The following is a 22,881-nucleotide window of genomic DNA, read 5'->3' as shown; positions in this document are numbered from 1 at the left end:
TTGCCTGAAAACATTCTATGCTTTAATGCGTAAATGAATCATGTTCATTTTATAGTCTTCAGGAGAGATCGATCATGAAACAGCTGGAACGCGACGTTGTCATCGTTGGAGCGGGACCTTCCGGGCTGACCGCGGCCTACGAACTGCAGAAGGCGGGCAAGTCCGTGGCCGTGCTCGAGGCCCGCGACCGCGTGGGCGGGCGCACCTGGACCGAGACCATGGACGGGGCGACTATTGAGATCGGCGGGCAGTGGATCAGCCCGGACCAGACCGCCCTGTACTCGCTGATCGGTGAGCTGGGCCTGGAAACCTTCGAGCGCCACAAGCAGGGCAAGAGCGTCTACCGCACCGCCGAGGGCGAGTCCATCCGCTATGAGGGCGAGGACTTCCCGGTCGCCGAATCCACCGTGGCCGAGATGAACAAGCTGATCGGGCTGCTCAACGACCTTTCCGCCCAGATGGATCCGGACCACCCGTGGAACCACCCGCAGGCCCAGGAGCTGGACAAGATCTCCTTCCACCACTTCCTGGCCCAGCACAGCGATGACGAGGTCGCCTGCCAGAACGTGGGGCTGTTCATCGCCGGGGGCATGCTCACCAAGCCGGCCCACACCTTCTCCGCGCTGCAGGCCGTGCTGATGGCCGCTTCCGCCGGCTCCTTCGACAACCTGGTCGATGAGGACTTCATCCTGGACCGCCGCATCGTGGGCACCATGCAGGGAGTCTCCAAGGCCCTGGCCGCCCGCCTGGAGGAGGGCGTGCTGTTCCTGGACAACCCGGTGCTGCGCCTGGAATGGTCCGAGGACGGGGTCACCGCCCACGGCAAGGACCTGAGCGTCAAGGCCCGCAAGGTGATCCTGGCCATCCCGCCGAACCTGTACTCGCGCATCAGCTACGAGCCGCCGCTGCCGCGCAAGCAGCACATCACCCACCAGCACCAGTCCATGGGCCTGGTCATCAAGGTGCACGCGGTCTACGACACCCCGTTCTGGCGTGAAGAGGGACTGTCGGGCACCTGCTTCGGCCCGACCAGCCTGGTCCAGGAAATCTACGACAACACCTACCACGGGGAGAGTACCGGCACCCTGGTCGGCTTCGTCTCCGACGTGAAGGCCGATGAGGTCTTCGCCCTCAACGAGGGCGAACGCAAGCAGCACATCCTCAAGGCCATGGCCGAGTACCTGGGCCCCAAGGCCCTGGAGCCCAAGGTCTTCTACCTCTCCGACTTCGGCAGCGAGGAATGGACCCGCGGGGCCTACGCCACCAGCTATGACCTGGGCGGGCTGTACCGCTTCGGCCCGGCACAGAACGATAACGTCGGCCCGATCTACTTCTCCTCCTCCGACCTGGCCGGAGAGGGCTACCAGCACGTGGATGGGGCCGTGCGCATGGGCCGTCGCACCGCCGCGCGCATCGTGGCCGCCCTGGAGGGCACCGAGTACGACCAGAACTACGACGGGGTGGACTCCTTCGTGGCCGGCAACAAGGTCGACGCATGAAACTGCTGATCGGCTACACCGCAGACGAGCGCGGGGCCGAGGCCATCGAGCTGGCCTGCGCGCTGATCAGCGACCGCGCGGTCGATTCGCTGGAACTGGCCATGGTGCTGCCGGAGGACACCCCCTTCCAGGCCACCTACCCGGGAGGGGACCACGGGTACCACACCGTGCTCTCCGCCCAGGCGGACCGCTGGGCCGAGCAGGCGCTGGCGCTGGTGCCGGAGGGCATCAGCGCCCGGGTCACCGCCCGCACCGTCTCCTCGGTGGCGCACGGGCTGATCGAGCTGGCCGCCGAGACCGGGGCCGAGGCGATCGTGCTCGGCGGGCGCAGCCGCCACAAGGCCGGGTTCTTCGCCCCCGGTGCGGTGGCCACCAGCCTGCTGCACGCCTCACCGGTGCCGGTGCTGATGTCCAACCCGCGCGGGGTGGCCGCGCTGCGCCAGGCCAAGGGCAGGATCTCGCGGATCACCGCCTTCGTCGGGGACCTGCCCGGGGCCGGGGAGGTCATCGACCAGGCGGTGCGCAGCGCCGAACGCCTGGGCATTGGGCTGCGCGTGGCCACGCTGGTGACCAGCCAGGAGCAGGCCGGGGAAGACAGCCCGGTGCTGCGCGCCACCCGCCAACAGCTCGACGAGCTGACCAGCGGGCTGGGCGAGCACGTGGAGCCGGAAGTGGTCACCGGGGCCAGCATCGATGAGGCGATCGCCTCCATCGGCTGGCTGGACGGGGAACTGGCCGTCTTCGGCTCCTCCCGTCTGGCCCCGCCGCGCCGGTTGTTCCTGGGCTCCAAGGCCCAGCGCATGCTGCGCCACCTGCCCGTGCCGATGGCGGTGGTTCCACACCGCAGCGGCGGGTCGGGCCGGTAGCGCCTTCCATTCCTGCCCGCGCACCCAGCTGCCCGGGATGTACACCTCAACGACGAGCAAGGAACCGTAGATGTCTAACGATGTGCAGCGGGAGCACCCGCCGGGGTCCGATAGCGGCCTGCATGAAAAGGGCCTGAGCAAGGGCACCGTGGGCGTGCTGGGCACCGTGGTGATCGGCATTTCCTGTATCGCCCCCGCCTACACGCTCACCGCCGCCCTGGGCCCGACGGTGGCCGAGGTGGGCACGAACCTGCCGGCCATCTTCCTGGCCGGGTTCCTGCCCATGCTGCTGGTGGCGCTGGGCTACCGGGAGCTGAACAATGTGATGCCCGATTCGGGCACCAGCTTCACCTGGGCCACCCGCGCGTTTGGTCCGCTGATCGGCTGGATGGGCGGCTGGGGGCTGATCGCCGCGACGGTGATTGTGCTCTCCAACCTGGCGGCCGTGGCGGTGGACTTCTTCTACCTGCTCATCGCGCAGCTGACCGGGCAGGAATGGATCGCGGAGCTGACCCGCAACCTGTGGATCAACATTCCCACCACCTTGGTGTTCGTGGCGGCCGCGACCTGGATCTCCTACCGCGGGCTGAACGCCACCAAGGCGTTCCAGTACGTGCTGGTGGGCTTCCAGGTGGCGGTGCTGCTGTTGTTCGCGATCATGTGCTTCACCAACCCCGAGCCCTTTGACCGCACGCCGATCACCCTGGAGATGTTCAACCCGGCCGCGGTGGAGTCCTTCACCGCCTTTGCCGCGGGCGTGAGCCTGTCCATCTTCATTTTCTGGGGCTGGGACGTCACCTTGACCATGAACGAGGAGACCACCGATCCGGAGAAGGTTCCGGGGCGCGCGGCCACCTTGACGGTGCTGATCATCATCGCCCTGTACATGGCCGTGTCCCTGGGCGTTATCTACTACGCCGGCATCGGAACCGAGGGCCTGGGCGCCGGCAACCCGGAGAACCAGGAATCGATCTTCGCGGTGCTCTCCGGGCCGGTGATGGGTCCGCTGGCCATCCTGATGAGCCTGGCGATCCTCTCCTCCTCCGCCGCCTCGCTGCAGTCCACCCTGGTCTCCCCGGCGCGCACCATCCTGTCCATGGGCTACTACAAGGCGCTGCCGGAGAAGTACGCGCGGATCTCCCCGCGCTTCATGTCCCCGTCGGTGGCCACCGTCACCGCGGCCGTGGCCGCGGCCGGGTTCTACGTGGTGACCCGCATCCTGTCCGAGAACGCGCTGTGGGACACCATTACCGCACTGGGCATGATGATCTGCTTCTACTACGGGCTGACCGCGCTGGCCTGCGTGTGGTACTTCCGCACCGAACTGTTCGACTCGGTGCGCAACATCCTGTTCAAGTTCCTGGCTCCGCTGATCGGCGGCGTGGTGCTGCTGGTGATGTTCGTGCGCACCTGCATCGACTCCATGGACCCGGCCTACGGTTCGGGCTCCTCGATTGGCGGGGTGGGCATGGTGTTCATCCTCGGGGTCGGCGTGCTGGCCCTGGGCGTGGTGATCATGCTGGTCATGCGCGTCAAGCACCCGGCGTTCTTCCGCGGGGAGACGATCAAGACCAAGCGCTAGCACCCCCCACGCAATAGCGGCACCCGCCAGGTTGTTGCGCCGGACGGCCACCATGGCCACGGCATAACAATTGGACGGCGGGTTGCCGCTATTGTTCGTTGGGGTGGTTGAATGACTGCATGGGTAACTCAGTACTGTTCATCTGCTCGCGCAACGCCGGCAAATCCCAGATGGCCGCCGCGCTGATGGAGCACTTCTCCGACGGGAAGATCACCGCCTACTCCGCAGGGACCAACCCGGGCGGGGGCATCAACCCCGAATCGGTGCAGGTGATCGCCGAAACCGGGGCGGACATGTCCGCCGGAACACCCAAGGCCATCGACCCGCAGGTGGTGGCCACCGTGGACCGGGTGGTGATCCTGGGCAGCGAGGCGCAGCCGACGTTCGACTCCTCGGTGCGCACCGAACGCTGGATCCTTTCCGAACCCAGCGACGAGGGCTACACCGGGGCCGAGCGGATGCGCCGGATCCGTGACGAGATCGCCGAGCGGGTCCGCTCGCTGAGCTACGACCTGGGGCAGTAGCATCACGGCGGTGACCGCGGCCATCCGGACGCAGCGCGCCGGCTCCTGGTGGTTCCCCGGAATTTGTCTGGTGCTCACCGGCTGGTGCGCCAACCAGTACGTCTCCCTGATCGGCTGGTACCAGCAGCACCGCGAGCTGAGCGAGGTGGCCGCGTTCCTGGTGCTGGCCAGCTACGTGGTGGGTCTGCTGCCGATGCTGGTGTTCGCCGGTTCCTGGGCGGACCGGCTGGGACGCAAGCCCTTCACCCTGCTGGCGCTGATCGCCTCGATTGGGGGATCGGTGCTGCTGATGCTCGGCGCCCAGGCCGAGGTGTGGCTGCATGCCGGCCGGGTGCTGACCGGGGTGGGCATGGGCCTGGCCATGGTTGCGGCGACCAGCTGGATCAAGGAGGTCAGCCCCGGGGCCAGCGGTGCGGTGCGCGCCGGACTGTGCACGTCGCTGGGCTTCGCGGTCGGACCGGTGATCTCCGGTGCCCTGGTGGGGGCGACCTGGAACCCGGAACTGGCCTACCTGGTGCACGCGATCACGGCCGCAGCCTGGCTGGTGCTCATTGCCTTCCAACCCGGCACTCCCCGGCGGGAACCGGTGCAGCAGGCGGTGCAGGGCACCAGCGCGCAGGGCCTGAAGATCTTCAACCGCCTGGTACTGCCCATGGCCCCCTGGGTCTTTGGCCTGGCCACCAGCGGCTTCGCGGTGGTCCCGGCGCTGACCGGTAGGGGTGCCGGGGCGAGCCTGTTGTTCTCCACCATCACCGTGGCGGTCACCATGGGCCTGGGGGCCCTGATCCAGCCCTTTGCCCGGCGCTGGGACCGGCCGGGAACGGCAAGGCTGCTGGTCATTGGACTGCTGACCGCGATCACCACCTACCTGGTGATGATCTCCGTGGCGTTGACCGGTTCCACCGCCCTGGGCCTGGTGGCCTCGGTGCTGGCCGGCTGCGCGAACGGGATCCTGCTGCTGGGTGGGCTGGGCCAGGTGCTGGCGTTGGCCGGTCCCGGCGAGGTGGGCAAGCTGACTGGACGGTTTTACTCGGTGTGCTACATCGGCTTCCTGATTCCCACGCTGCTCTCACTGTGGCGGCTGTTCGCCGACCCGCTGTATTTCATCCTCCTGCTGGGGGTGCTGTGCGTGCTCAGCTTGGTTTGCGTGCTCAGCAATCGGACACTGTTGGCCGGACCCAAGATGCAGCCGGTAAAATCTGGTAGTTAACCGCAACGCTCAGTAAGCTGGTGTGGCCCGCTATCACAGGTTCCCTGGGAACGAGGACTGCACTCATGAAATTCCCAGCTGGAAACCCCGACGCTGAACTTCAGCCCGAGGAGGTACTTGGTGCCGAAAATTATCGACCATGATCAGCGGCGCCTGGAAATCGTGCTGGCCACCAAAAAGCTGATCATCGACGGCGGCTTCCGGGCGGCGACCATGCGAGAGATCGCGGCGGCCGCCGGGTACGCCAATGGTGCCCTCAAACGATACTTCGAGGGCAAGGACGAGATCCTGATGGCCACCAGCCAGTACGCCACCGCGGTCCTGGTTGAGCGTCTGCAGCGCACTGTCTCCGGGCTGCAGGGGATGGACGCGGTCTCGGCGATCTTCGAGCAGACCCTGCCCGACCGGCAGGACAACAAGGAACTGGCCCGGGTGCTGCTGACCTTTTGGGAGCAGTCCATTGGCAACCTGGAACTGAGCAAGGCATTCTTGCGCAACCTCAGTCCCTGGCGCAACCTGGCCGTGATGTACCTGCATCAGGCGGTGAGCCTCGGGCAGCTGCACAGCCGGTGGGACCCGTCAACGGTGGCCGATGAGCTGCTGACGCTGACGGTGGGGGCACACGTGATGGTTCAGCTTGATGACCGGGAAGAAACAATTCAACAGCATGCCGGGCACCTGCGCCGGCGCATCAGCGAATTGCGGGCGGATGTGCCTGAAGAAGCTGCGGTGAACTAGGCTCGGCAGGGCAGCCGGAAGGCTCGCGGCTACTTGGTGGCGGTGTCGTGCTTGAGCATGGCGGTGGTGCGGTAGGGGATCACGTCGCGCAGGATCATCGAGGTCGAGGTGCGGGTGATGCCCGGGCACAGCCGGATGACCTCGCTGACGCGGTAAAGGTCATCCGGGTCCTTGGCGGCCACCCGGATCAGCAGGTCGGTGTCCCCGGCCGGAGCCACACACTCCAATACCTCGGGAATCTGGCGCAGGGCCTCAATCGATTCATCCAGCCGCGCCTGATCCAGCTCGGCGCTGACCACAGCGGAGACCCCACGCCCCAGTGCGGCCGGACGAATGCGTGCAGTGTTAGGGCGCAGGGCGCCGGAGTGCGCCAGGCGCTCCAGCCGGGTCTGCACGGTTCCGCGGGCCAGGCCCAACTGCTGGGCCAACATCATGATCGGCACCCGGGGATCGTTGTCCAGCGCCAGCAGGATCCGCCGGTCGGTTTCATCGAGCTGATACGTCTCCGGGATCATGGGGTCTCTCCTGCGCGGTAGCGTCAAATCGAACAATCAGGCGGGTTGCCTTCGTGAAATACTAGTCAAAATGATCAGCCACCCCCAAGCGTGTTGCACGGTATGACCGGTAATGTGTCGGCTGCCCGGAAGGTCCTCTCGGCTAACCGAAACGCACGGTTATCCACAAAACCGCAGTAAATCGAACCCAAAGACAGCTAATGGACGTAACGTGTTGGTTATGAGATTCCTACGCCTCGAAGATGTTGCCGAAGAGCTGAATGTGAAGCTGCCCCAGGTGCGTGCCCTGGTCAAAAGCGGAGAGCTGCCGGCGATCCAGATCGGTGGACGCGGGATGTGGCGGGTGGAGCGTGTGGAGCTGGAGAACTACATTCAACGGCGGTACGCGGAGGCGCGGGAGGACATTGCCCGCGAAACCAAGTGAGAACCCTTCCGGGCACCGGGGATTGACCGGTGCCCGGTCGGGGCTACTGCTGGTCGAGATGGTGGATCAGGGCATCGTGCACAAACTGTGCCTGGCCCCCGTAGGTATCGCCAAAGCGCTGATCCGCCACGTACATTTCCGCGAGGTTGCGCACGTACCGGTGCAGGACGCTGGGGTCGTCACTCCCGTGGCCTGGGGTGCCGGGAATGCCACGCAGCCACCGCACGTGTTCTGCCGCCAGCTGCTGGGCCTCGGCCGAATCGGGGCTCAGGCCCCGTGTCCCGGCATTGGTCCACGCCGCGATCAGGGCCTTGGACTGCGCCATGAAATCTCCCCGGTCGTCTGCGGACAGGGCTTTCCACCAGCGGTCAGAAGCGCTGTAGCTCTCTTCGCCCCAGCGCTCGATGACCTCCTTCCGGTATTGTTCGTTGATTCCTTCGAAGGATTCATTTAAGTCCATGCTCTCTCCTCGGTTGAGCCTTTCAATGGTTTTCTGCAGGGTTTCCAATTGCCGATCCAAGGCCGCGCGCTGTCCTTTCAATACCTCAATGTGTTCGGTGAGTGCCGCAATCTGGTCCTGCTCCTGATCCAGGATGGCGCCGATGGCCTTGAGCTCCATGCCCATGTTGCGCAGCAGCAGAATCCGTTGCAGCCGCACGATCGATGCCTGGTCGTAGAGGCGGTATCCGGCGGTGGAAACCTCAACCGGCTCAAGCAGCCCGATGTGGTCATAGTGCCGCAGGGTGCGGCTGGTGACCGACGCGGCCTTGGCGACCTGTTGGATCGAGTAGCGCTCGACTGGGCGGGAGGAATTGGCTTGCATGCCCACAACGCTAAAGGTTGACGCAACGTCAGGGTCAAGGGGGTTTCGCGTCCAATCAGATATGTCGCAAGTCACATCCACTAGCTTTTTCGGCAGAATGACCAGGAATCGACAGGCGACTCGTCGTCGCTTGATCAGATTGATCAACGATTAATGTGCCTATTGCTCAGTCTGTCGAATGCGTATTTACTAGAACCAGAACAGGCAACCGAGGGCTACCGCCAGCGGGGCCGATGACCCACCGGAACGCGAACCAAGCATATTCATGTTCAGGGTGCAGAGGACGCTTACCAGCCGAACCGGGTCAGCAGAAACACTACAGATGGTCCGAAAGGCTTCGTGGCAGAGCGAAGCGTTTCGGACCATCTGCATGTTCAGCGGTTGCCCGTAGCTATTCCGGACGCGGCAATATTGATGCTCTTGGCCCATGTCTCCCCGGTCCTTCCCCAACCCACCTGTCGGCCCCGCAAATCCTTGACCCGCGCGGGACTCACCGATTCGCTGGCCGGTTTTGGGAGAATTGCAGTGTGAGCCCTCGAACTACTTCACGTTTCGTCTCCGCCGTCCGCTCGGCCCTGACCGTTTGGTGGGTGCAGTGGTTGCTGGGAATAGCCGCCGTTGTGCTGGCCTTGCTTCCCTGGCTGACGGCCGAACCTGGAATCCAAGCCACAGCGGGGCAAGAGGCGGCCACGAGCCTGCTTCCCCTTGCGAGCAAGAAGCCCCACCTTCTTTTCCTCATGGGCGGCGCCTCGGCGCTGCTGACCGGCCTGGGCACCCGGCTGCTTGCCAACCGGCGTGGAAGGTGCGCGGTACTCTGTGGCCTTGGACTGCTGACGGGATGGACGGCGGCCATCTACCAATCCTGGACGGTACTTCGCACCGCGGCGCTCGACGTGGAGCAGCTGAGCGTGCATCTCGGACTGACACTGTCGATGGTGGTGGGCGTATTAGTCCTCCATGCCGGACTGTCCTTGGCGCCCTTGGGCGGGTTCTCCATAGCCCTGGCGGTGTTGAGCCTGATGCCGGGGCACTGGCTCGGCGAAGTTCTGGCAGTGGACGCGGTGCAAACACACTTGGACTTCCTCGGACCCATAATGCTGGGCATCGCCTTGGGCTACCTGGGATTTGCCCGGGGGAGTGCCCTATTGCTGTGGTGCGCCGCGCTACTGGTGCAATGGATCATGCCCGCAGTGTTGTCGGTGGCTGCCAGCTTCTCCTCGTCCGCCGAGGACCTGCGGTCCCCGAACAACCTTTGGGCCGTCGGCCGCGAGCAGCTACTCCAGCTTCACCACGTCTATCTCGGGTTGGGCACGCTGGCCACGGCCATGCTGCTTAGCGTCATCCTCCTCTTCGTGCGCCGGGCGCGACACCGCTGATTGCCGCTCATGCAAGCTGTTTGATGACCCGAGCAGGATTGCCTGCGGCCACAACCCCTGCGGGAATGTCACGGGTAACCACCGCGCCGGCACCGATGACCGAGTTGTGTCCGATGCTGACTCCGGGGACGATGACGACGCCCCCGCCGAGCCACACATTATCCCCGAGTGTGATGGGCTGCGCGGACTCGATCTTGCTGCGACGCTCTTCCGGATCCAGTGGATGAGTGGGGGTGAGCAGTTGGACGTTCGGGCCGATCTGGCAATCGGCGCCGATCTTGATGGGTGCGACGTCAAGGGCCGTGAAATTGAAGTTGATGAACGTGCCTTCACCGATGCTGATATTGCTTCCGTAATCGACTCGCAAGGGTGGGCGAATATCGACCCCGGTTCCCAGTTCGCCGATCAGGTTTTCCAGGATGCGGCGGGCGCTCGCCGGATCCTCAAGGTAGGCCCGCTCGTATTCGTGGGTTCGGGACAACGCTTGCTGCGATAGTTGCGCCAATTCGGCGTCCGCGATGTATGGGTCACCGGCAAGCATTCGTTCCCGATTGGAGCGGGAGTCATCGGCAAAAAGCTCAGTCATGGCACCAGCATAGAAAATGGTTTCGCATCCAGGCCAAAGGCGCTGATGGAAATGCGCAGGGAAATCTGGTGCGCTGGTTGGCATGCGCATCGAAACGGATCCGCAGCAAGTTGCTGCTGTGGATGTCTACCACCTGTTGAAGAATCTCATCATTCCCCGCCCGATTGCCTGGGTGTCAACCGTGGATCAGCGCGGGACGCCGAATCTTGCGCCGCATTCCTTCTTCACGCTTGCCAGTGCGAATCCACCCATTGTTCAGTTCACCTCAGTGGGGCGAAAAGACACGCTACGGAACATTGAACAGACAGGCCAATTCACCATTTGCTTCGCCTCTCGTCACCATGTCGAGGAAATCAACGCCAGCGCCACCGAGTTCGAGCCCGGCCGCAGTGAATTCGCGGAAATAGCTCTCGAATCCGAGCCTGGCTTTCGTGTGAAGTCCCCACGCGTGGCTGGTTCCCCTGCCGCACTGGAGTGCGAACTGGAGCAAATCATTTAGGTGGGCGATTCCTTCCTGGTGCTCGGCGAGGTCGTGCATGTTGCGGTGGATGACAACGTCTGTAATGACCAGCAGCGCCCGGATGCCCAGCTGCTGAATCCGGTGGCGCGATTGGGTGGCGCCCAGTGGTGTTCCATCGGCGACATCATGAGCATTCGCCGCATTCCGGTGGAGAAATGGGACGAACAGCGAGCCGCCGCCGACTAAGCAAGCGACAATTCTTGCCGCGCCACTTGGCGACTTACTGGGCGAGCTGCACTAAACAGAAAATGTGTACTTTCTTATGACGAACCTGACATAAAATTAAGCAGCCGTGACATTTCGAATCTGCTCGTCGCCCTTCCCCGCGCCGTGCTCGAAGGGCATGCGCAATCTTTTGGAATGCTAGGCAAGACTGGCGACCGGCTGTACTGAGGCACCCGGGGCGCAGAGCAGCCCCGGGTGAAAGTTGAATAGATGGCTCGCACACTACGCGGCACAGCGCTGCTGCTTGCCCTGTCCGTTGTCGTCGGTGGAGCCCTGCCCGCCGCTACGGCAGGTCCCGTCGCAGCGGCAGCGCTGGCTTCTCCTGTCGCATCTGCCAGCGTTGCCACAGCCAAGGCAACGATCAAGAAGAAGACCACTACCAACCTCAACCTGCGCCAAAAACCAACGGCCTCATCCAAGTCGCTTCTGGTGATTCCTACAGGCGTCACGCTGACCGTCCTAAAGAAGAGCGGCACCTGGGAGCAGGTGAAATATGCGTCAAAAACGGGTTGGGTCTCCGGCAAGTACCTGACTTCCACCAGCGCTCCGAAGGCTGCGGTGTATCGGTATGCGCAGTCGTATCAGGAGTTGCGGGCTTCGGCGTCGGCGAAGTCGAAGTCGCTGGGCGCGGTCGCGCGTAAGACCAAGGTCCAGTACCTGGGTGCGTCTGGTTCGTGGAGCAAGGTCAAGGTCTCTGGCAAGACCGGTTTCGTGCCTTCGAATCAGTTGGGGGTGACGGCTCCTGCGGCTTCGTACCGGTGGCTGACTTCGAAGCAGACCGGGTATAAGAGCGCCAGTACCAAGTCGAGTAAGGTCGTGAGTTTGGCGGCCGGAACGAAGGTCGAGTGGTTGCGGTCCTCGGGTTCGTGGTCGCAGGTTTCCACGGCGAAGGGCCCCGTGTGGGTTGCCTCGAAGCAGCTGTCCACCAGCGCTCCGAAGGCTGCGGTGTATCGGTATGCGCAGTCGTATCAGGAGTTGCGGGCTTCGGCGTCGGCGAAGTCGAAGTCGCTGGGCGCGGTCGCGCGTAAGACCAAGGTCCAGTACCTGGGTGCGTCTGGTTCGTGGAGCAAGGTCAAGGTCTCTGGCAAGACCGGTTTCGTGCCTTCGAATCAGTTGGGGGTGAAGGCTCCTGCGGCTTCGTACCGGTGGCTGACTTCGAAGCAGACCGGGTATAAGAGCGCCAGTACCAAGTCGAGTAAGGTCGTGAGTTTGGCGGCCGGAACGAAGGTCGAGTGGTTGCGGTCCTCGGGTTCGTGGTCGCAGGTTTCCACGGCGAAGGGCCCCGTGTGGGTTGCCTCGAAGCAGCTGTCCACCAGCGCTCCGAAGGCTGCGGTGTATCGGTATGCGCAGTCGTATCAGGAGTTGCGGGCTTCGGCGTCGGCGAAGTCGAAGTCGCTGGGCGCGGTCGCGCGTAAGACCAAGGTCCAGTACCTGGGTGCGTCTGGTTCGTGGGGCAAGGTCAAGGTCTCTGGCAAGACCGGTTTCGTGCCTTCGAATCAGTTGGGGGTGAAGGCTCCTGCGGCTTCGTACCGGTGGCTGACTTCGAAGCAGACCGGGTATAAGAGCGCCAGTACCAAGTCGAGTAAGGTCGTGAGTTTGGCGGCCGGGACGAAGGTCGAGTGGTTGCGGTCCTCGGGTTCGTGGTCGCAGGTTTCCACGGCGAAGGGCCCCGTGTGGGTTGCCTCGAAGCAGCTGTCCGCCAGCGCTCCGAAGCCTCCTGCCAAGCCAACTCCGCAGGCTCCCAAGGTCATTGGACAGCGCTGGTTCGTTGACCCCACCGCCGTTCGCAAGAGTGCTTCCACGACGGCCGGCTCGCTGGGAACAGTTCCTGCTGGCCAGAAGGTGGACCTGCTGCAGAGCAAGGGCAGCTGGAGCCAGGTGAAAACCTCAAAGGGAACCGGTTGGGTGCCCACCTCATCACTCATCACCACCGCCTACACCCCGGTCAGTGGACAATACCGGTGGACCACCACGAACCTGAACCTGCGGTCGGGGGCCGGCACGATGTACAAGTCGGTCGGTGTGCTGCCAACCGGGGAACGCCTGACGGTCAAGGGGACCTCCGCCGGGTGGAGCCGGGTCCAAACCAGCAAGGGAATCGGCTGGGTCAGCAGCAGCTATCTCTCCACCAAGGCCCCGGCGGCCACTGCGCCCACGCAGCAGCCGGCCCCGCCCAAACCGCAAGCACCCCGCCCCGAAGCCATCCAGTATCGATGGACCACCGCCAACCTGAACCTGCGCACCGGGGCTGGAACCAGCTACCCGAGCAAGGCAGTCGTTCCCCAGGCCGAAAAGGTCACCTACCTGAAGGCGGACTCCGGGTGGGCTTACATCTCCAGCACCAAGGGCACCGGCTGGGTCAGTGAACGCTACCTGAGCACCTCCGGCCCGGCGACGGTGCAGCCCGACACCCGTGCCGTCATGAAAGCCGTCCAACAGCGGTTCGCTGGCTACTACACCTCCATGGGAACCCTGCGCTCCGGATCCGTGGGGCACAGCAGTGGCCGCGCGGTGGACATCATGATCCGCAACTACAAGGACCCGCAGTCCATCGCCGCCGGTAACCGAATCGCGCAGTTCTTGCTGGACAACCGCATGGAGCTGGGCGTGGAATACCTGATCTGGCGGGACAAGATCTGGCTGCCGACCACCGGGTGGACCGAGTACTCCAAGTCCGGAAAATACGGGACCCAGTTCACCGGCAATTGGAATGACACCACCTTGCACAATGACCACGTGCACGTGGAAACCTATGGCAACGCCGCAACCGGCGGCAAGCTGGACGACAGCGCGGTGCGCTGACCCGCTGCCGTGCGTGTCGCCCCGGCAGACAAGGCCGTGTCCTTGGGGAGATGATGGTGGCAAGGCAGTTCAACGTCCAGCATCCAAGGAGGACACCGTAGTGGCGAAGGAAAGCGGCACGCCGCAGGAATCGACGCTGATTGCACAGAGCGTGCAGGACTATGTCGAGCGCAACCCTGTTAAGTCGGGCAAGTATTCGGCAAAAAGGATCTTCGCCGGTCAGACGGTGCAGATTACCGAGATCGCATTCGACGCCGGGGTGGAGCTGCCCGATCACAAGGCCCGGACCCCAATCCTGGTGCAGGTCATTGACGGGGAAGTCGACTTCACAGTGGGTGGAGAAGTCCACCGCCTGGGGGTCGGCGGCGTGATCCACCTGGAGGAGATGGTTCCCCACGCCGTCTTCGCCCCCGAACCGGCACGCATCACGGTCACCTTCCTCAACCGCTAAACGTCCTCGCCCGGACGAAGGACGCCGCCGAAGTCAACGAGTGCCGTAATCCGCCCGGGAATGCGAAGATGAAGCAATGAGCGAATATACCGAACGTGTCGCCTCGGAGCTGATTCAACCCATCATCCTGCTGGTCGACAAGGAAGACCCGGCCGGCGAGGACGAAGCCATTGCCGCCGTCGCACTGGCTTCGATCGCCGCTTTCCTGCAGGATCCGGTGAACCCAGCCTGGCAGCCCTGGGCGCATGGGGCTTTCGGCAAGTCGGTGCGACGGGCGAACCCCAAGGCGTTCGCCAAGGTGCGGCAGGAGTTCCCCGAGCACGCCCTCATTGAAATTGGCGGTGCACAGGCCGCCGGGCTTGCCCCGGTTCCGGCCGATGACATGCCCAAGATCCTGGCCAAGCTGCAGGTCTCCGGCACACAGCTGCCGCAATCCGGCGGGGTGCTGGGCGGGCAAGTGGTGATCGTCCTGGACGCCTCCCTGGAGATGTCCACCGGCAAGGCCAGCGCCCAGGCCGCCCACGCCCTGTTTGCCTGGCTGCTGGAAGCCGACGAGGACATCGTGCAGCAATGGATCGCCGACGGCGCCACCCTGGGGGTGCGGCAGCTGAGCCGTGATGACTTCACCGCCAGCATGGAGCTTGTCCACGGCCCGGTGATTCATGACGCCGGACGCACCGAAATCGAACCGGGCTCGGCCACGGCCTACGTGCTGCTGGCCGGATAGCGTTGGGGCGGTAGCGCCCCACGGGGCAACGTTGGCTCTGGTTCCTTGCCGTCAGTTGTGCCAAGGTTGCACTAAGCGGCAGCGAGCGAAGGGACGCAGCAGATGGAGCACCCAGTCAACGGCGACTTGCCTCGGGGCGTAATTACGACCGGGGTCGATCAGCTGGCCGAGACCAATCCTTTTAAGCCGGGAAGAATTTCCCCGCACACCCATTACAAGGCCGATAACTTCCGGGTGACCGAGCTGGCCTTTGACGACCAGGTGGTCCTCAGTGAGCATTCCTCGCCGCACCCGGTGATCATCCAGGTGGTCTCCGGAAGCGTTGAGCTGGAGATCGGTGGAACGGTGCATCGGTTGGCCGCCGGGGCGATGATGCATTTGGAGGCGTCCCTGGAGCATTCGGTCACCGCCCTGGAGCAGGCGCGGCTGTTGTTGATCTTCCTGTACCACTAGCTGCGGGGCACACCGGAACCTTCACGGTTCGCCGTGGGGAATCCATTGTCACGAACCCAAGGTCAGGTGTATCAAATTTGAATGTTTGACCCCTCAAACATTACTCTGGGGGTGTGGCACGCAGAGGTGCCGCATTCTGCACACTGAGAATGGAGTCAGGGTCCGCTGATGCACCTACCCGAAAACTGGAAACGGCGGCACGCCGTGACCCGCCCAGCAGCGCTCGCACTGGTCCTGGCCTTGCTGCTGGCAGGCTGCGCGGCGCCAGCCAGCACGGATCCCAGCGCCGAACCCGCCGCCGATTCACGCCCCACCGTGCTCACGACGTTTACCGTGCTGGCCGATATCGCACACAACGTTGCCGGTGAGCATCTGCGCGTCGAATCGATCACCAAGTTCGGGGCGGAGATCCACGGCTATGAGCCTACCCCCGATGACCTGCGCCGCGCAGCCGGGGCGGATCTGATCCTGGACAACGGGCTGGGGCTCGAAGCCTGGTTTGAGCAGTTCGTTGCGGACGTCGATGCGCCGCACGTGAACGTCAGCCAGGGCATCGAACCGATTGCCATCGCGCACGGGGATGCCAGCGGCCTACCCAATCCCCATGCCTGGATGAGCCCGGTCAACGTGCAAACCTATGTGCAGAACATGGCAGAGGCGTTTGCGGCATTGGATCCGCCGCACGCCGCCGACTACCGGCAGAACGCGGCCGACTACCAGCGGGAACTGCAGCAGGTGCACGATCAACTGCTGGCCGACGTGGCCCACCTGCCCAAGACCAAGCGGGCGCTGGTCAGCTGCGAAGGCGCGTTCTCCTACCTGGCCCGCGATGCCGGGCTGCATGAACAGTACCTGTGGGCGGTGAACTCCGAATCCCAGGCCACCCCCCGCAAGGTGGCCTCCACCATCGACTATGTGCGTGAGCACCAGGTGCCTGCGGTCTTTTGCGAATCCACGGTCTCCGATGCCGCGATGCAGCGGGTCGTTGAGTCCACCGACGCCGTCTACGGGGGAGCGCTCTATGTGGATTCGCTCTCCGAACCCGACGGTCCGGTACCCACTTACCTGGATCTGATCACCCACGACACCCGGGCGATCGCCCGGGCCCTGAATGGAAACGGAAAATGACACCAGCAATCGACGTGCGTGACGCCACCGTGCACTACGGGCCGGTGCTGGCCCTGGACTCGGCCAGCCTGCAGGTTCACCCCGGCAGCGTGTGTGCGCTGATCGGCATGAACGGCTCGGGCAAGTCCACCTTGTTCAAGACGATCATGGGCCTGATTCGCCCAGACACCGGCACAGTGCGGATCAACGGAATGGATCCGCAATTGGCGCGCAAGCGGGCCGCCATCGGTTACGTGCCGCAGAACGAGGCGGTGGACTGGGACTTTCCAATCTCCGTGCGTGAAGTGGTGATGACCGGACGCTACGGGCGGATGGGTTTCCTGCGCCGACCCAGCAAGGCCGATCACCGGGCCGTTGACACTGCCCTGGAACGCGTGGGCCTGGCCAAGCACGCGGACCGGCAAATCGGCCAGCTCTCCGGGGGTCAAAAGAAACGCACCTTCGTGGCCCGCTGCATCGCCCAGGAGGCGACCATCATGCTGCTGGACGAGCCGTTCGCCGGGGTGGACAAGCGCAGTGAGGGGACCATCACCGAACTGCTGCGTGAGATCGCCGCGGAGGGCGGCAGTGTGCTGATCTCCACCCATGACCTGCATGCCCTGCCGAACCTGGCCGATGAAGCCGTGTTGCTGATGACCCGGGTTTTGATGCACGGCAGCCCGCAGAGCGTGCTGCAACCCGAGAACCTGGCGCTGGCCTTTGGCCTGGACCCGATGAACCGAGGCGGAAAATGAATCTGATCGAACTGCTCTCCGAGCCGCTGGGCTACACCTTCATGCTGCGCGCCCTGGCCGTGACCGTGATCGCCGCGGTGCTGTGTGCGGTGCTCTCCTGCTGGCTGGTGCTGATCGGCTGGTCACTGATGGGGGATGCGGTCTCCCATGCGGTGCTGCCCGGGGTGGTGATCGCCTACATCCTTGGGGCGCCGTTCGCGCTAGGGGCGGTGGTGTTCGGGCTGCTGGCGGTGGCGCTGATCGGGGGACTGCGCGACACCAGCCGGGTGAAGGAGGACGCGGCAATCGGGATCGTGTTCACCACCCTGTTTGCGTTCGGGCTGGTGCTGATCTCCGTGACTCCCAGCCACCTGGATTTGAACCACATCCTGTTCGGCAACCTGCTGGGTGTATCCCGGGCAGACCTGTGGCAGGTGCTGGCCCTGGGGACGGTCACCTTCGCGGTGCTGATCACCAAGCGCAAAGACTTCACGCTCTATGCCTTTGACCCCATCCACGCCCATGCGCTGGGCATGAACCCCAGGATCCTGGGAGCGGTTCTGCTTGGCCTGCTGGCCATGACCTCGGTGGTCGCGCTGCAGGCGGTGGGGGTGATCCTGGTGGTGGCCATGCTGATCATTCCCGGTGCCACCGCGTACCTGCTGACCGACCGCTTTGGACGAATGCTGGTGATCGCACCGGTGCTGGCCGCCTCAGCCGGGGTGGTGGGCGTGTACGCCAGCTACTACCTGGACGCCTCGACCGGCGGCATGGTGGTACTGGCCCAGGGCCTGATCTTCCTGGGGGTCTACCTCTTCAGCCCGAGGCAGGGGATGGTCGCCAAATCCGTGCGCGCGGCCCGGCGACGCAAGGCACTGACGGCCCGCGCCTAAGCCGCGGAGACCCACACGGCGCCGGAGGCCCGGCTGCCCAGGACCACGGTCTTGGCCTCGGGCCCGGCGCTGACCTCGATGGTGTCCGAGAACGGATCCCCGCCGGTGACATGCAGCCGGGCGCCAACCACAATGCCGTGGTCGGAGAAGTACTGCAGCAGCTGCGAATCCGCATCCGAGATCCGTTCAACCACCACGTCGCTGCCCGGGGCGGTTTCCCCCAAGGGGTGGGCGTTGGGCATGTCGATTAGTCCGTCGGCGCTGGGAATCGGGTCCCCGTGCGGGTCCCGGGTCGGGTGGCCCAACAGCTCGTCGATCCGGCTGATCATGAAATCCGAGACCGCGTGCTCCAGGTGTTCGGCCTCCGCATGGACCTGGTCCCAGCGGTACCCGAGCATTTGCACCAGGAACGTCTCAATCAGCCGGTGGCGGCGGACCATGGCCACCGCGTAGGCGCGCCCGGTCTCGGTGAGACTGACTTCTCCGTAGGGGGCGTGATCCAGCAGGTCCTGCTGACGCAGCTTGCCCAAAGCCCCGGAGACAGTGGACAGCTTCACTCCGGCCCGTTCGGCAATCACCGTGGGCGTGACCGGCTCATCAGACCACTCCTTGAGACTGAAAATGATCTTCAGGTAGTTCTGCGCGCTATCCGAAAGCTGGGTGACTGACACGTCTTACATCATAGTCAATGCTGATTGGTGCCAGCTTGGTGGACAGGCCTAGGCGTGGCCGCACCGACGCCTTCCCATTGGGCATGCAGGGCGCTGACCTATTCTGGACACCATGGATCCATGCCAGCCCCAAGAAGGCCTTCTGCGTCGCATCGCCCCGGAGGCGAGCCTGCTGTTGGGGGCGGGGAGGGCCATCTTGCTGCAGCTGGCCGAACCGCGCATCGGCACCGCAGTGGTGCGCCACTCGAACTTTGTCGCCGACCCGCTCTCCCGGCTGCACAACACCCTTGCCTACGTCTACGCACTGGGTGCCGGCAACGAACGGCAGCGCGAGCGCGTGGTGAACTTCGTGGACGCCGCCCACCGGCCGGTGCACGCTCCGCGCGATCCGCGGCACGGGACCCCGGCCTACTCCGCCCGTGACCCCCGGCTACAGGTGTGGGTGGCGGCAACCCTCTACGATTCGGCGACCCTCGCCGCCCGGCTGACGCTGCCGGCCCTGGAAGCGAACGATGAGGAGGCGTTGTACCGCGAGTACGCGGTGCTGGGAAGCGCGCTGCAGATGCCCGACGGTTTCTGGCCGGCGGACCGCGCGGAATTTGAACGCTACTTCCAGCAGATGCTGGAGCAGCTGCAGGTCACCGAGGAGGTGCGCCAGGCAGCAGATGAGCTGTTCACCGGGCGCCACGCCCCCTGGTGGATTCGGGCGGTGCTGCCGCTGGTGCGGGATGTGACCATTGCCCAGCTGCCGCCGCGGGTGCGCGAACTCTACGGGTACCGGCTCACCCCCACGGTGCGTCGGCGCTACGGCGCGGTGGTTCGGGTGCTGCGTACCGCGAACCGGGTACTGCCCCGGGCGGTGCGCCACGCCCCGATGCGCTACAGCCTGCGCCGCATTGACAAGGGACGGCTGGGCTAGCGGTCCTGCTGCGGCAGGGTGTCCAGCGGGGTGACCAACCGCGGCAGGATCACCAGCAGGAAGATGGTCACCAGCATCAGTGAACCGCCGACCAGCGAGCCGATCTGCCAGCCGAACAGCACCTGCACCACGAACCAGACACAACCGCAGATCAGCAGACCCACCCCGATCCCGACGACCTTGACCACGATATGCCCCAGGTGCACGGTGGTGGCCTTCACCCGCTGCCCGAACAGGTAGCGGTGGACCGCCACCGGGAAGATCATCAGCAGTATCAGCAGCACCGAGACCAGCAGCAGCACCGCATAGATCACCTGTTCGCGCGGCTCAACGATCTCGAACCGCGACTGGAAGGGCAGCACCACCAGGAACGCCGCCAGGATCTGGATGCCCGTCTGCATGACGCGCATCTCCTGCAACAGCTCATTCCACTGGCGGTGCGGCGCCTCGGGACTGTCATCGGGCATGCTTCGCCGTTTCCCCATATTCCGGACTCCTCGTGACAACAACACAGCGTGCAAGTGTCGAAAGCCTACCGCAAGCGCGCCGCCCGGCGGAGCGGCGTCCAGCGTGTTTCCTGCCAACGGACAAGGGTAAGCCAGTTCATTGAGCGGCCCGGGCGCTTGCGCCTAGGGTGGGGAAGGTGAAGACCTTGGACCAGCAGCACGACAGCATTCACCCCACCCCGGGCACCGACCCCGCTCCCGGACTGCCGGCGCCCGGCGCCACGGCCGGGCAGGACGGGTTCGTGCACGTGCGCGGGGCGAGTGAGAACAACCTGCAGAACGTGGAGGTGCGCATCCCGCGGGATGCGATCGTGGCGTTCACCGGGGTCTCCGGTTCGGGCAAGTCCTCGCTCGCGTTTGGCACCATCTTCGCCGAGGCCCAGCGCCGCTTCCTGGAATCCGTGGCCCCCTACGCGCGCCGGCTGATTTCCCAGGGCCACACCCCGAAGGTCGAGTACATTTCAGGTCTGCCCCCGGCGGTGGCGCTGCAGCAGCGTCGCGCCGGTTCCAGCTCCCGCTCCAGCGTGGGCACCCTGACCACCCTGTCCAATTCGGTGCGCATGCTCTTCTCCCGGGCCGGCAGCTACCCGCCGGGTGCGGCGCGCCTGGATTCGGACGCGTTCTCCCCGAACACCGCGGTCGGTGCCTGCCCGCAATGCCACGGGCTGGGCCAGGCCCACACTGTCAGCGAGGAGCTGCTGGTGCCCGACCCGTCCCTGAGCATCCGGCAGGGCGCGATCGCCGCCTGGCCCGGGGCCTGGCAGGGCAAGAACCTGCGCGACGTGGCCAGCCACCTGGGTTATGACGTGGACAAGCCCTTCGGGCAGCTGGCCCGCAAGGACCGGGACTGGCTGCTGTTCACGGACGAGCAGCCGGTGGTGGAGGTGACCCCGGAACGGGACCGCATCGAAAAGCCGTACAAGGGCCGGTTCTGGAGCGCCAAACGCTATGTGCTGCACACGGTGGCCGAGTCCAAGAGTGAAACCATGCGGGCCAAGGCCCTGCGCTTCCTGAAGACCGGGCCCTGCCCGCTGTGCGGGGGCACCGGATTCCGCCAGGAGTCCCTCGCGGTGCGCTTCGCAGAGCGCACCATTGCCGAGTTCAACGCGGCCTCGCTCACCGAGCTGGCCGAACTGCTTGATACCTATCAACCCCAGCAGCAGGCCACCGCCGCCGAGCAGCAGGTCGCCCAGACCATCGGCACGGACCTGCGCGCCCGCATCCAGGTGCTGCTGGACCTGGGGCTGGGCTACCTGAGCCTGAACCGGGCCACCCCCACCCTTTCCCCGGGGGAGATGCAGCGCCTGCGCATCGCCACCCAGTTGCGCTCGGGCCTGTTCGGAGTGATCTACGTGCTGGATGAACCCTCCGCGGGACTGCACCCGGCCGACGCGCAACCGCTGATCCAGGTGCTCGGTTCGCTGAAGGAGGCCGGAAACTCGGTGTTCGTGGTGGAGCACAACATGGATGTGGTCGCCGCCGCCGACTGGATCGTGGATGTCGGCCCGCGGGCCGGACGCAACGGGGGACAAGTCCTCTACAGTGGCCCGGTGCCCGGGCTGCAGGAAGTTCAGTCCTCGGTGACCCGCCGCTTCCTGACCCCGCCCCCGGCCCCCGACCACCAGATACGGCAGGCCAGCGGCTGGCTGGAACTGCAGGGGGTGAACCTGCACAACCTGGTGGATCTGCAGGCCCATTTCCCGTTGGGGGTCTTCACCGCGGTGACCGGGGTGTCCGGTTCGGGCAAGTCCTCCCTGGTCTCCCACGCCCTGGCCCAGTCCGTGCAGGGCCAGCTGCGCACCGCCCCCGCCAGCCCAACGAACGCCGAGCCTTCCGAGGAAGCCACCGCACAGGTCGGTCGGGTGCTGGGCGCCGAGGCCCTGAACCGCTGCGTGGTCATGGATCAAAAACCTATTGGGCGCACCCCGCGCTCCAACCTGGCCACCTACACCGGCCTGTTCGATGCGGTGCGCAAGACGTTCGCCGACACCCAGCTGGCGCGGGAACGCGGCTACGGAGCCGGCCGGTTCTCCTTCAACGTGGCCGGCGGGCGCTGCGAAACCTGCCAGGGGGAGGGCTACCTGGAAATTGAGCTGCTCTTCCTGCCCGGCACCTACGGACCGTGCCCCACCTGCCACGGGGCCCGGTACAACCCGCAGACCCTGGAGGTGACCTACCAGCCGACGGACGGCGCGCAGCCGAAGAACATTGCCGAAGTGCTGGCGATGAGCGTGGACGAGGCCGCCGAATTCCTGCACCCAATCCCGGCCGCCGCCCGGGCGCTGGCAACCCTGCAGGAAGTGGGGCTGGGGTACCTCAGCCTGGGGCAGCCGGCCACCGAACTCTCCGGCGGGGAAGCCCAGCGCATCAAACTGGCCACCGAGCTGCAACGCGCCCGGCGCGGGCACACCCTGTATCTGCTTGATGAGCCGACCACGGGTCTGCACCCGGCCGACGTGCAGCTGCTGGTGGCGCAGCTGCACCGGCTGGTGGAGCAGGGCAACACCGTGGTGGTGGTCGAACACCACCTGGACGTGGTCGCGGCCGCGGACTGGGTAATCGACCTGGGCCCTGCCGGCGGGGACGCCGGGGGACGGATCATCGCAGCGGGGACCCCGCAACAGGTGGCGGCCAACCCGGCCAGCCGCACCGGAACGTATCTGGCCGCCCGGTTCCCCGACCAGGACCGGCCCGGGACGAAGCCGCAGCCGGACGCCGGCTAGCAGGCTC

24 protein-coding genes are annotated in these 22,881 nt (G+C 65.1%); 19 read left to right on the top strand and 5 right to left on the bottom strand.

Going from position 1 to position 22,881, the window contains the following annotated elements; all coding sequences use genetic code 11:
* Positions 1 to 74 precede the first annotated feature (74 nt).
* The 6 genes from AC6I21_RS13165 (at position 75) to AC6I21_RS13140 (ending at position 6,419) form a co-directional block, all read left to right on the top strand.
* Positions 75 to 1,499 carry a flavin monoamine oxidase family protein gene (locus tag AC6I21_RS13165; protein ID WP_497762573.1) on the top strand — a complete coding sequence of 475 codons (1,425 nt, stop codon included), beginning with the start codon at positions 75 to 77 and terminating at the stop codon, positions 1,497 to 1,499.
* Positions 1,496 to 2,365: a universal stress protein gene (locus tag AC6I21_RS13160; protein ID WP_138926773.1), complete on the top strand. Its 870-nt coding sequence runs from the start codon at positions 1,496 to 1,498 to the stop codon at positions 2,363 to 2,365. The genes AC6I21_RS13165 and AC6I21_RS13160 overlap by 4 nt, the downstream gene beginning before the upstream one ends.
* A gap of 70 nt (positions 2,366 to 2,435) precedes the next feature.
* A complete protein-coding gene (locus AC6I21_RS13155; protein ID WP_138175871.1) occupies positions 2,436 to 3,947 on the top strand; it encodes an APC family permease in 1,512 nt (503 codons plus the stop codon).
* A gap of 119 nt (positions 3,948 to 4,066) precedes the next feature.
* The gene (locus AC6I21_RS13150) at positions 4,067 to 4,471 is read left to right on the top strand and encodes an arsenate reductase/protein-tyrosine-phosphatase family protein (RefSeq protein ID WP_138175873.1); all 405 of its coding nucleotides are present in this window, start codon (positions 4,067 to 4,069) and stop codon (positions 4,469 to 4,471) included.
* Between the two features lie 10 nt (positions 4,472 to 4,481).
* Entirely contained in the window at positions 4,482 to 5,681 is a 1,200-nt protein-coding gene (locus tag AC6I21_RS13145; RefSeq protein ID WP_497762572.1) for an MFS transporter, read from the top strand.
* A 120-nt stretch (positions 5,682 to 5,801) separates the two neighbouring features.
* Complete coding sequence (locus AC6I21_RS13140) at positions 5,802 to 6,419, top strand: TetR/AcrR family transcriptional regulator (protein ID WP_138926771.1); 618 nt, start codon at positions 5,802 to 5,804, stop codon at positions 6,417 to 6,419.
* Between the two features lie 29 nt (positions 6,420 to 6,448).
* On the opposite strand, the gene AC6I21_RS13135 is transcribed toward AC6I21_RS13140, so the two are convergent.
* Positions 6,449 to 6,934 (bottom strand): Lrp/AsnC family transcriptional regulator, encoded by a 486-nt coding sequence (locus AC6I21_RS13135; protein ID WP_138175877.1) that lies wholly within the window; start codon positions 6,932 to 6,934, stop codon positions 6,449 to 6,451.
* 220 nt (positions 6,935 to 7,154) lie between these two features.
* On the opposite strand from AC6I21_RS13135, the gene AC6I21_RS13130 reads away from it, so the two are divergent.
* Positions 7,155 to 7,358, top strand: a complete 204-nt coding sequence (locus AC6I21_RS13130) for a helix-turn-helix domain-containing protein (protein WP_054821201.1) — start codon at positions 7,155 to 7,157, stop codon at positions 7,356 to 7,358.
* A gap of 43 nt (positions 7,359 to 7,401) precedes the next feature.
* Here AC6I21_RS13130 and AC6I21_RS13125 read toward each other — a convergent pair whose 3' ends face one another.
* A complete protein-coding gene (locus tag AC6I21_RS13125) occupies positions 7,402 to 8,328 on the bottom strand; it encodes a MerR family transcriptional regulator (RefSeq protein ID WP_497762571.1) in 927 nt (308 codons plus the stop codon).
* 380 nt (positions 8,329 to 8,708) lie between these two features.
* Between AC6I21_RS13125 and AC6I21_RS13120 the strand changes: the two genes are divergently transcribed.
* Positions 8,709 to 9,557: a hypothetical protein gene (locus tag AC6I21_RS13120; protein WP_396277297.1), complete on the top strand. Its 849-nt coding sequence runs from the start codon at positions 8,709 to 8,711 to the stop codon at positions 9,555 to 9,557.
* A gap of 7 nt (positions 9,558 to 9,564) precedes the next feature.
* Here the strand turns inward: AC6I21_RS13120 and AC6I21_RS13115 are convergent, their stop codons facing one another.
* Entirely contained in the window at positions 9,565 to 10,143 is a 579-nt protein-coding gene (locus tag AC6I21_RS13115) for a sugar O-acetyltransferase (RefSeq protein ID WP_497762570.1), read from the bottom strand.
* A gap of 82 nt (positions 10,144 to 10,225) precedes the next feature.
* Here AC6I21_RS13115 and AC6I21_RS13110 point away from each other — a divergent pair, with 82 nt between their 5' ends.
* The 9 genes from AC6I21_RS13110 (at position 10,226) to AC6I21_RS13070 (ending at position 18,055) form a co-directional block, all read left to right on the top strand.
* Positions 10,226 to 10,642 (top strand): flavin reductase family protein, encoded by a 417-nt coding sequence (locus AC6I21_RS13110; RefSeq protein WP_497762569.1) that lies wholly within the window; start codon positions 10,226 to 10,228, stop codon positions 10,640 to 10,642.
* On the top strand, positions 10,643 to 10,849 hold the full coding sequence (locus tag AC6I21_RS13105) for a hypothetical protein (RefSeq protein WP_497762568.1): 207 nt from the start codon (positions 10,643 to 10,645) through the stop codon (positions 10,847 to 10,849).
* A gap of 249 nt (positions 10,850 to 11,098) precedes the next feature.
* The gene (locus AC6I21_RS13100) at positions 11,099 to 13,690 is read left to right on the top strand and encodes an SH3 domain-containing protein (RefSeq protein WP_497762567.1); all 2,592 of its coding nucleotides are present in this window, start codon (positions 11,099 to 11,101) and stop codon (positions 13,688 to 13,690) included.
* Between the two features lie 100 nt (positions 13,691 to 13,790).
* A complete protein-coding gene (locus AC6I21_RS13095; RefSeq protein WP_138926764.1) occupies positions 13,791 to 14,141 on the top strand; it encodes a cupin domain-containing protein in 351 nt (116 codons plus the stop codon).
* Between the two features lie 76 nt (positions 14,142 to 14,217).
* Positions 14,218 to 14,868, top strand: coding sequence for an aminoacyl-tRNA hydrolase (locus tag AC6I21_RS13090; protein ID WP_497762566.1), 651 nt, complete (start codon positions 14,218 to 14,220; stop codon positions 14,866 to 14,868).
* Positions 14,869 to 14,970: 102 nt separating this feature from the next.
* The gene (locus tag AC6I21_RS13085) at positions 14,971 to 15,321 is read left to right on the top strand and encodes a cupin domain-containing protein (protein WP_497762565.1); all 351 of its coding nucleotides are present in this window, start codon (positions 14,971 to 14,973) and stop codon (positions 15,319 to 15,321) included.
* Positions 15,322 to 15,489: 168 nt separating this feature from the next.
* Positions 15,490 to 16,449: a metal ABC transporter substrate-binding protein gene (locus tag AC6I21_RS13080; RefSeq protein ID WP_497762564.1), complete on the top strand. Its 960-nt coding sequence runs from the start codon at positions 15,490 to 15,492 to the stop codon at positions 16,447 to 16,449.
* The gene (locus AC6I21_RS13075; RefSeq protein ID WP_138175897.1) at positions 16,446 to 17,183 is read left to right on the top strand and encodes a metal ABC transporter ATP-binding protein; all 738 of its coding nucleotides are present in this window, start codon (positions 16,446 to 16,448) and stop codon (positions 17,181 to 17,183) included. Before AC6I21_RS13080 ends, AC6I21_RS13075 begins: the two co-directional genes overlap by 4 nt.
* On the top strand, positions 17,180 to 18,055 hold the full coding sequence (locus tag AC6I21_RS13070; RefSeq protein WP_346921271.1) for a metal ABC transporter permease: 876 nt from the start codon (positions 17,180 to 17,182) through the stop codon (positions 18,053 to 18,055). The genes AC6I21_RS13075 and AC6I21_RS13070 overlap by 4 nt, the downstream gene beginning before the upstream one ends.
* Here AC6I21_RS13070 and AC6I21_RS13065 read toward each other — a convergent pair.
* On the bottom strand, positions 18,052 to 18,726 hold the full coding sequence (locus AC6I21_RS13065; protein WP_138175901.1) for a metal-dependent transcriptional regulator: 675 nt from the start codon (positions 18,724 to 18,726) through the stop codon (positions 18,052 to 18,054). The genes AC6I21_RS13070 and AC6I21_RS13065 overlap by 4 nt on opposite strands.
* A 112-nt stretch (positions 18,727 to 18,838) precedes the next feature.
* On the opposite strand from AC6I21_RS13065, the gene AC6I21_RS13060 reads away from it, so the two are divergent.
* Positions 18,839 to 19,645 carry an oxygenase MpaB family protein gene (locus AC6I21_RS13060; protein ID WP_497762563.1) on the top strand — a complete coding sequence of 269 codons (807 nt, stop codon included), beginning with the start codon at positions 18,839 to 18,841 and terminating at the stop codon, positions 19,643 to 19,645.
* On the opposite strand, the gene AC6I21_RS13055 is transcribed toward AC6I21_RS13060, so the two are convergent.
* Entirely contained in the window at positions 19,642 to 20,130 is a 489-nt protein-coding gene (locus AC6I21_RS13055) for a DUF6328 family protein (RefSeq protein ID WP_246049574.1), read from the bottom strand. The genes AC6I21_RS13060 and AC6I21_RS13055 overlap by 4 nt on opposite strands.
* A 224-nt stretch (positions 20,131 to 20,354) precedes the next feature.
* On the opposite strand from AC6I21_RS13055, the gene uvrA reads away from it, so the two are divergent.
* Positions 20,355 to 22,874 (top strand): excinuclease ABC subunit UvrA, encoded by a 2,520-nt coding sequence (gene uvrA / locus AC6I21_RS13050; RefSeq protein WP_497763427.1) that lies wholly within the window; start codon positions 20,355 to 20,357, stop codon positions 22,872 to 22,874.
* Positions 22,875 to 22,881 lie beyond the last annotated feature (7 nt).

Source organism: Glutamicibacter sp. St.4D3, assembly GCF_059728615.1.
Note: the sequence above shows the minus strand (reverse complement) of the source record. Positions and strands in the feature narration are given on the sequence as shown.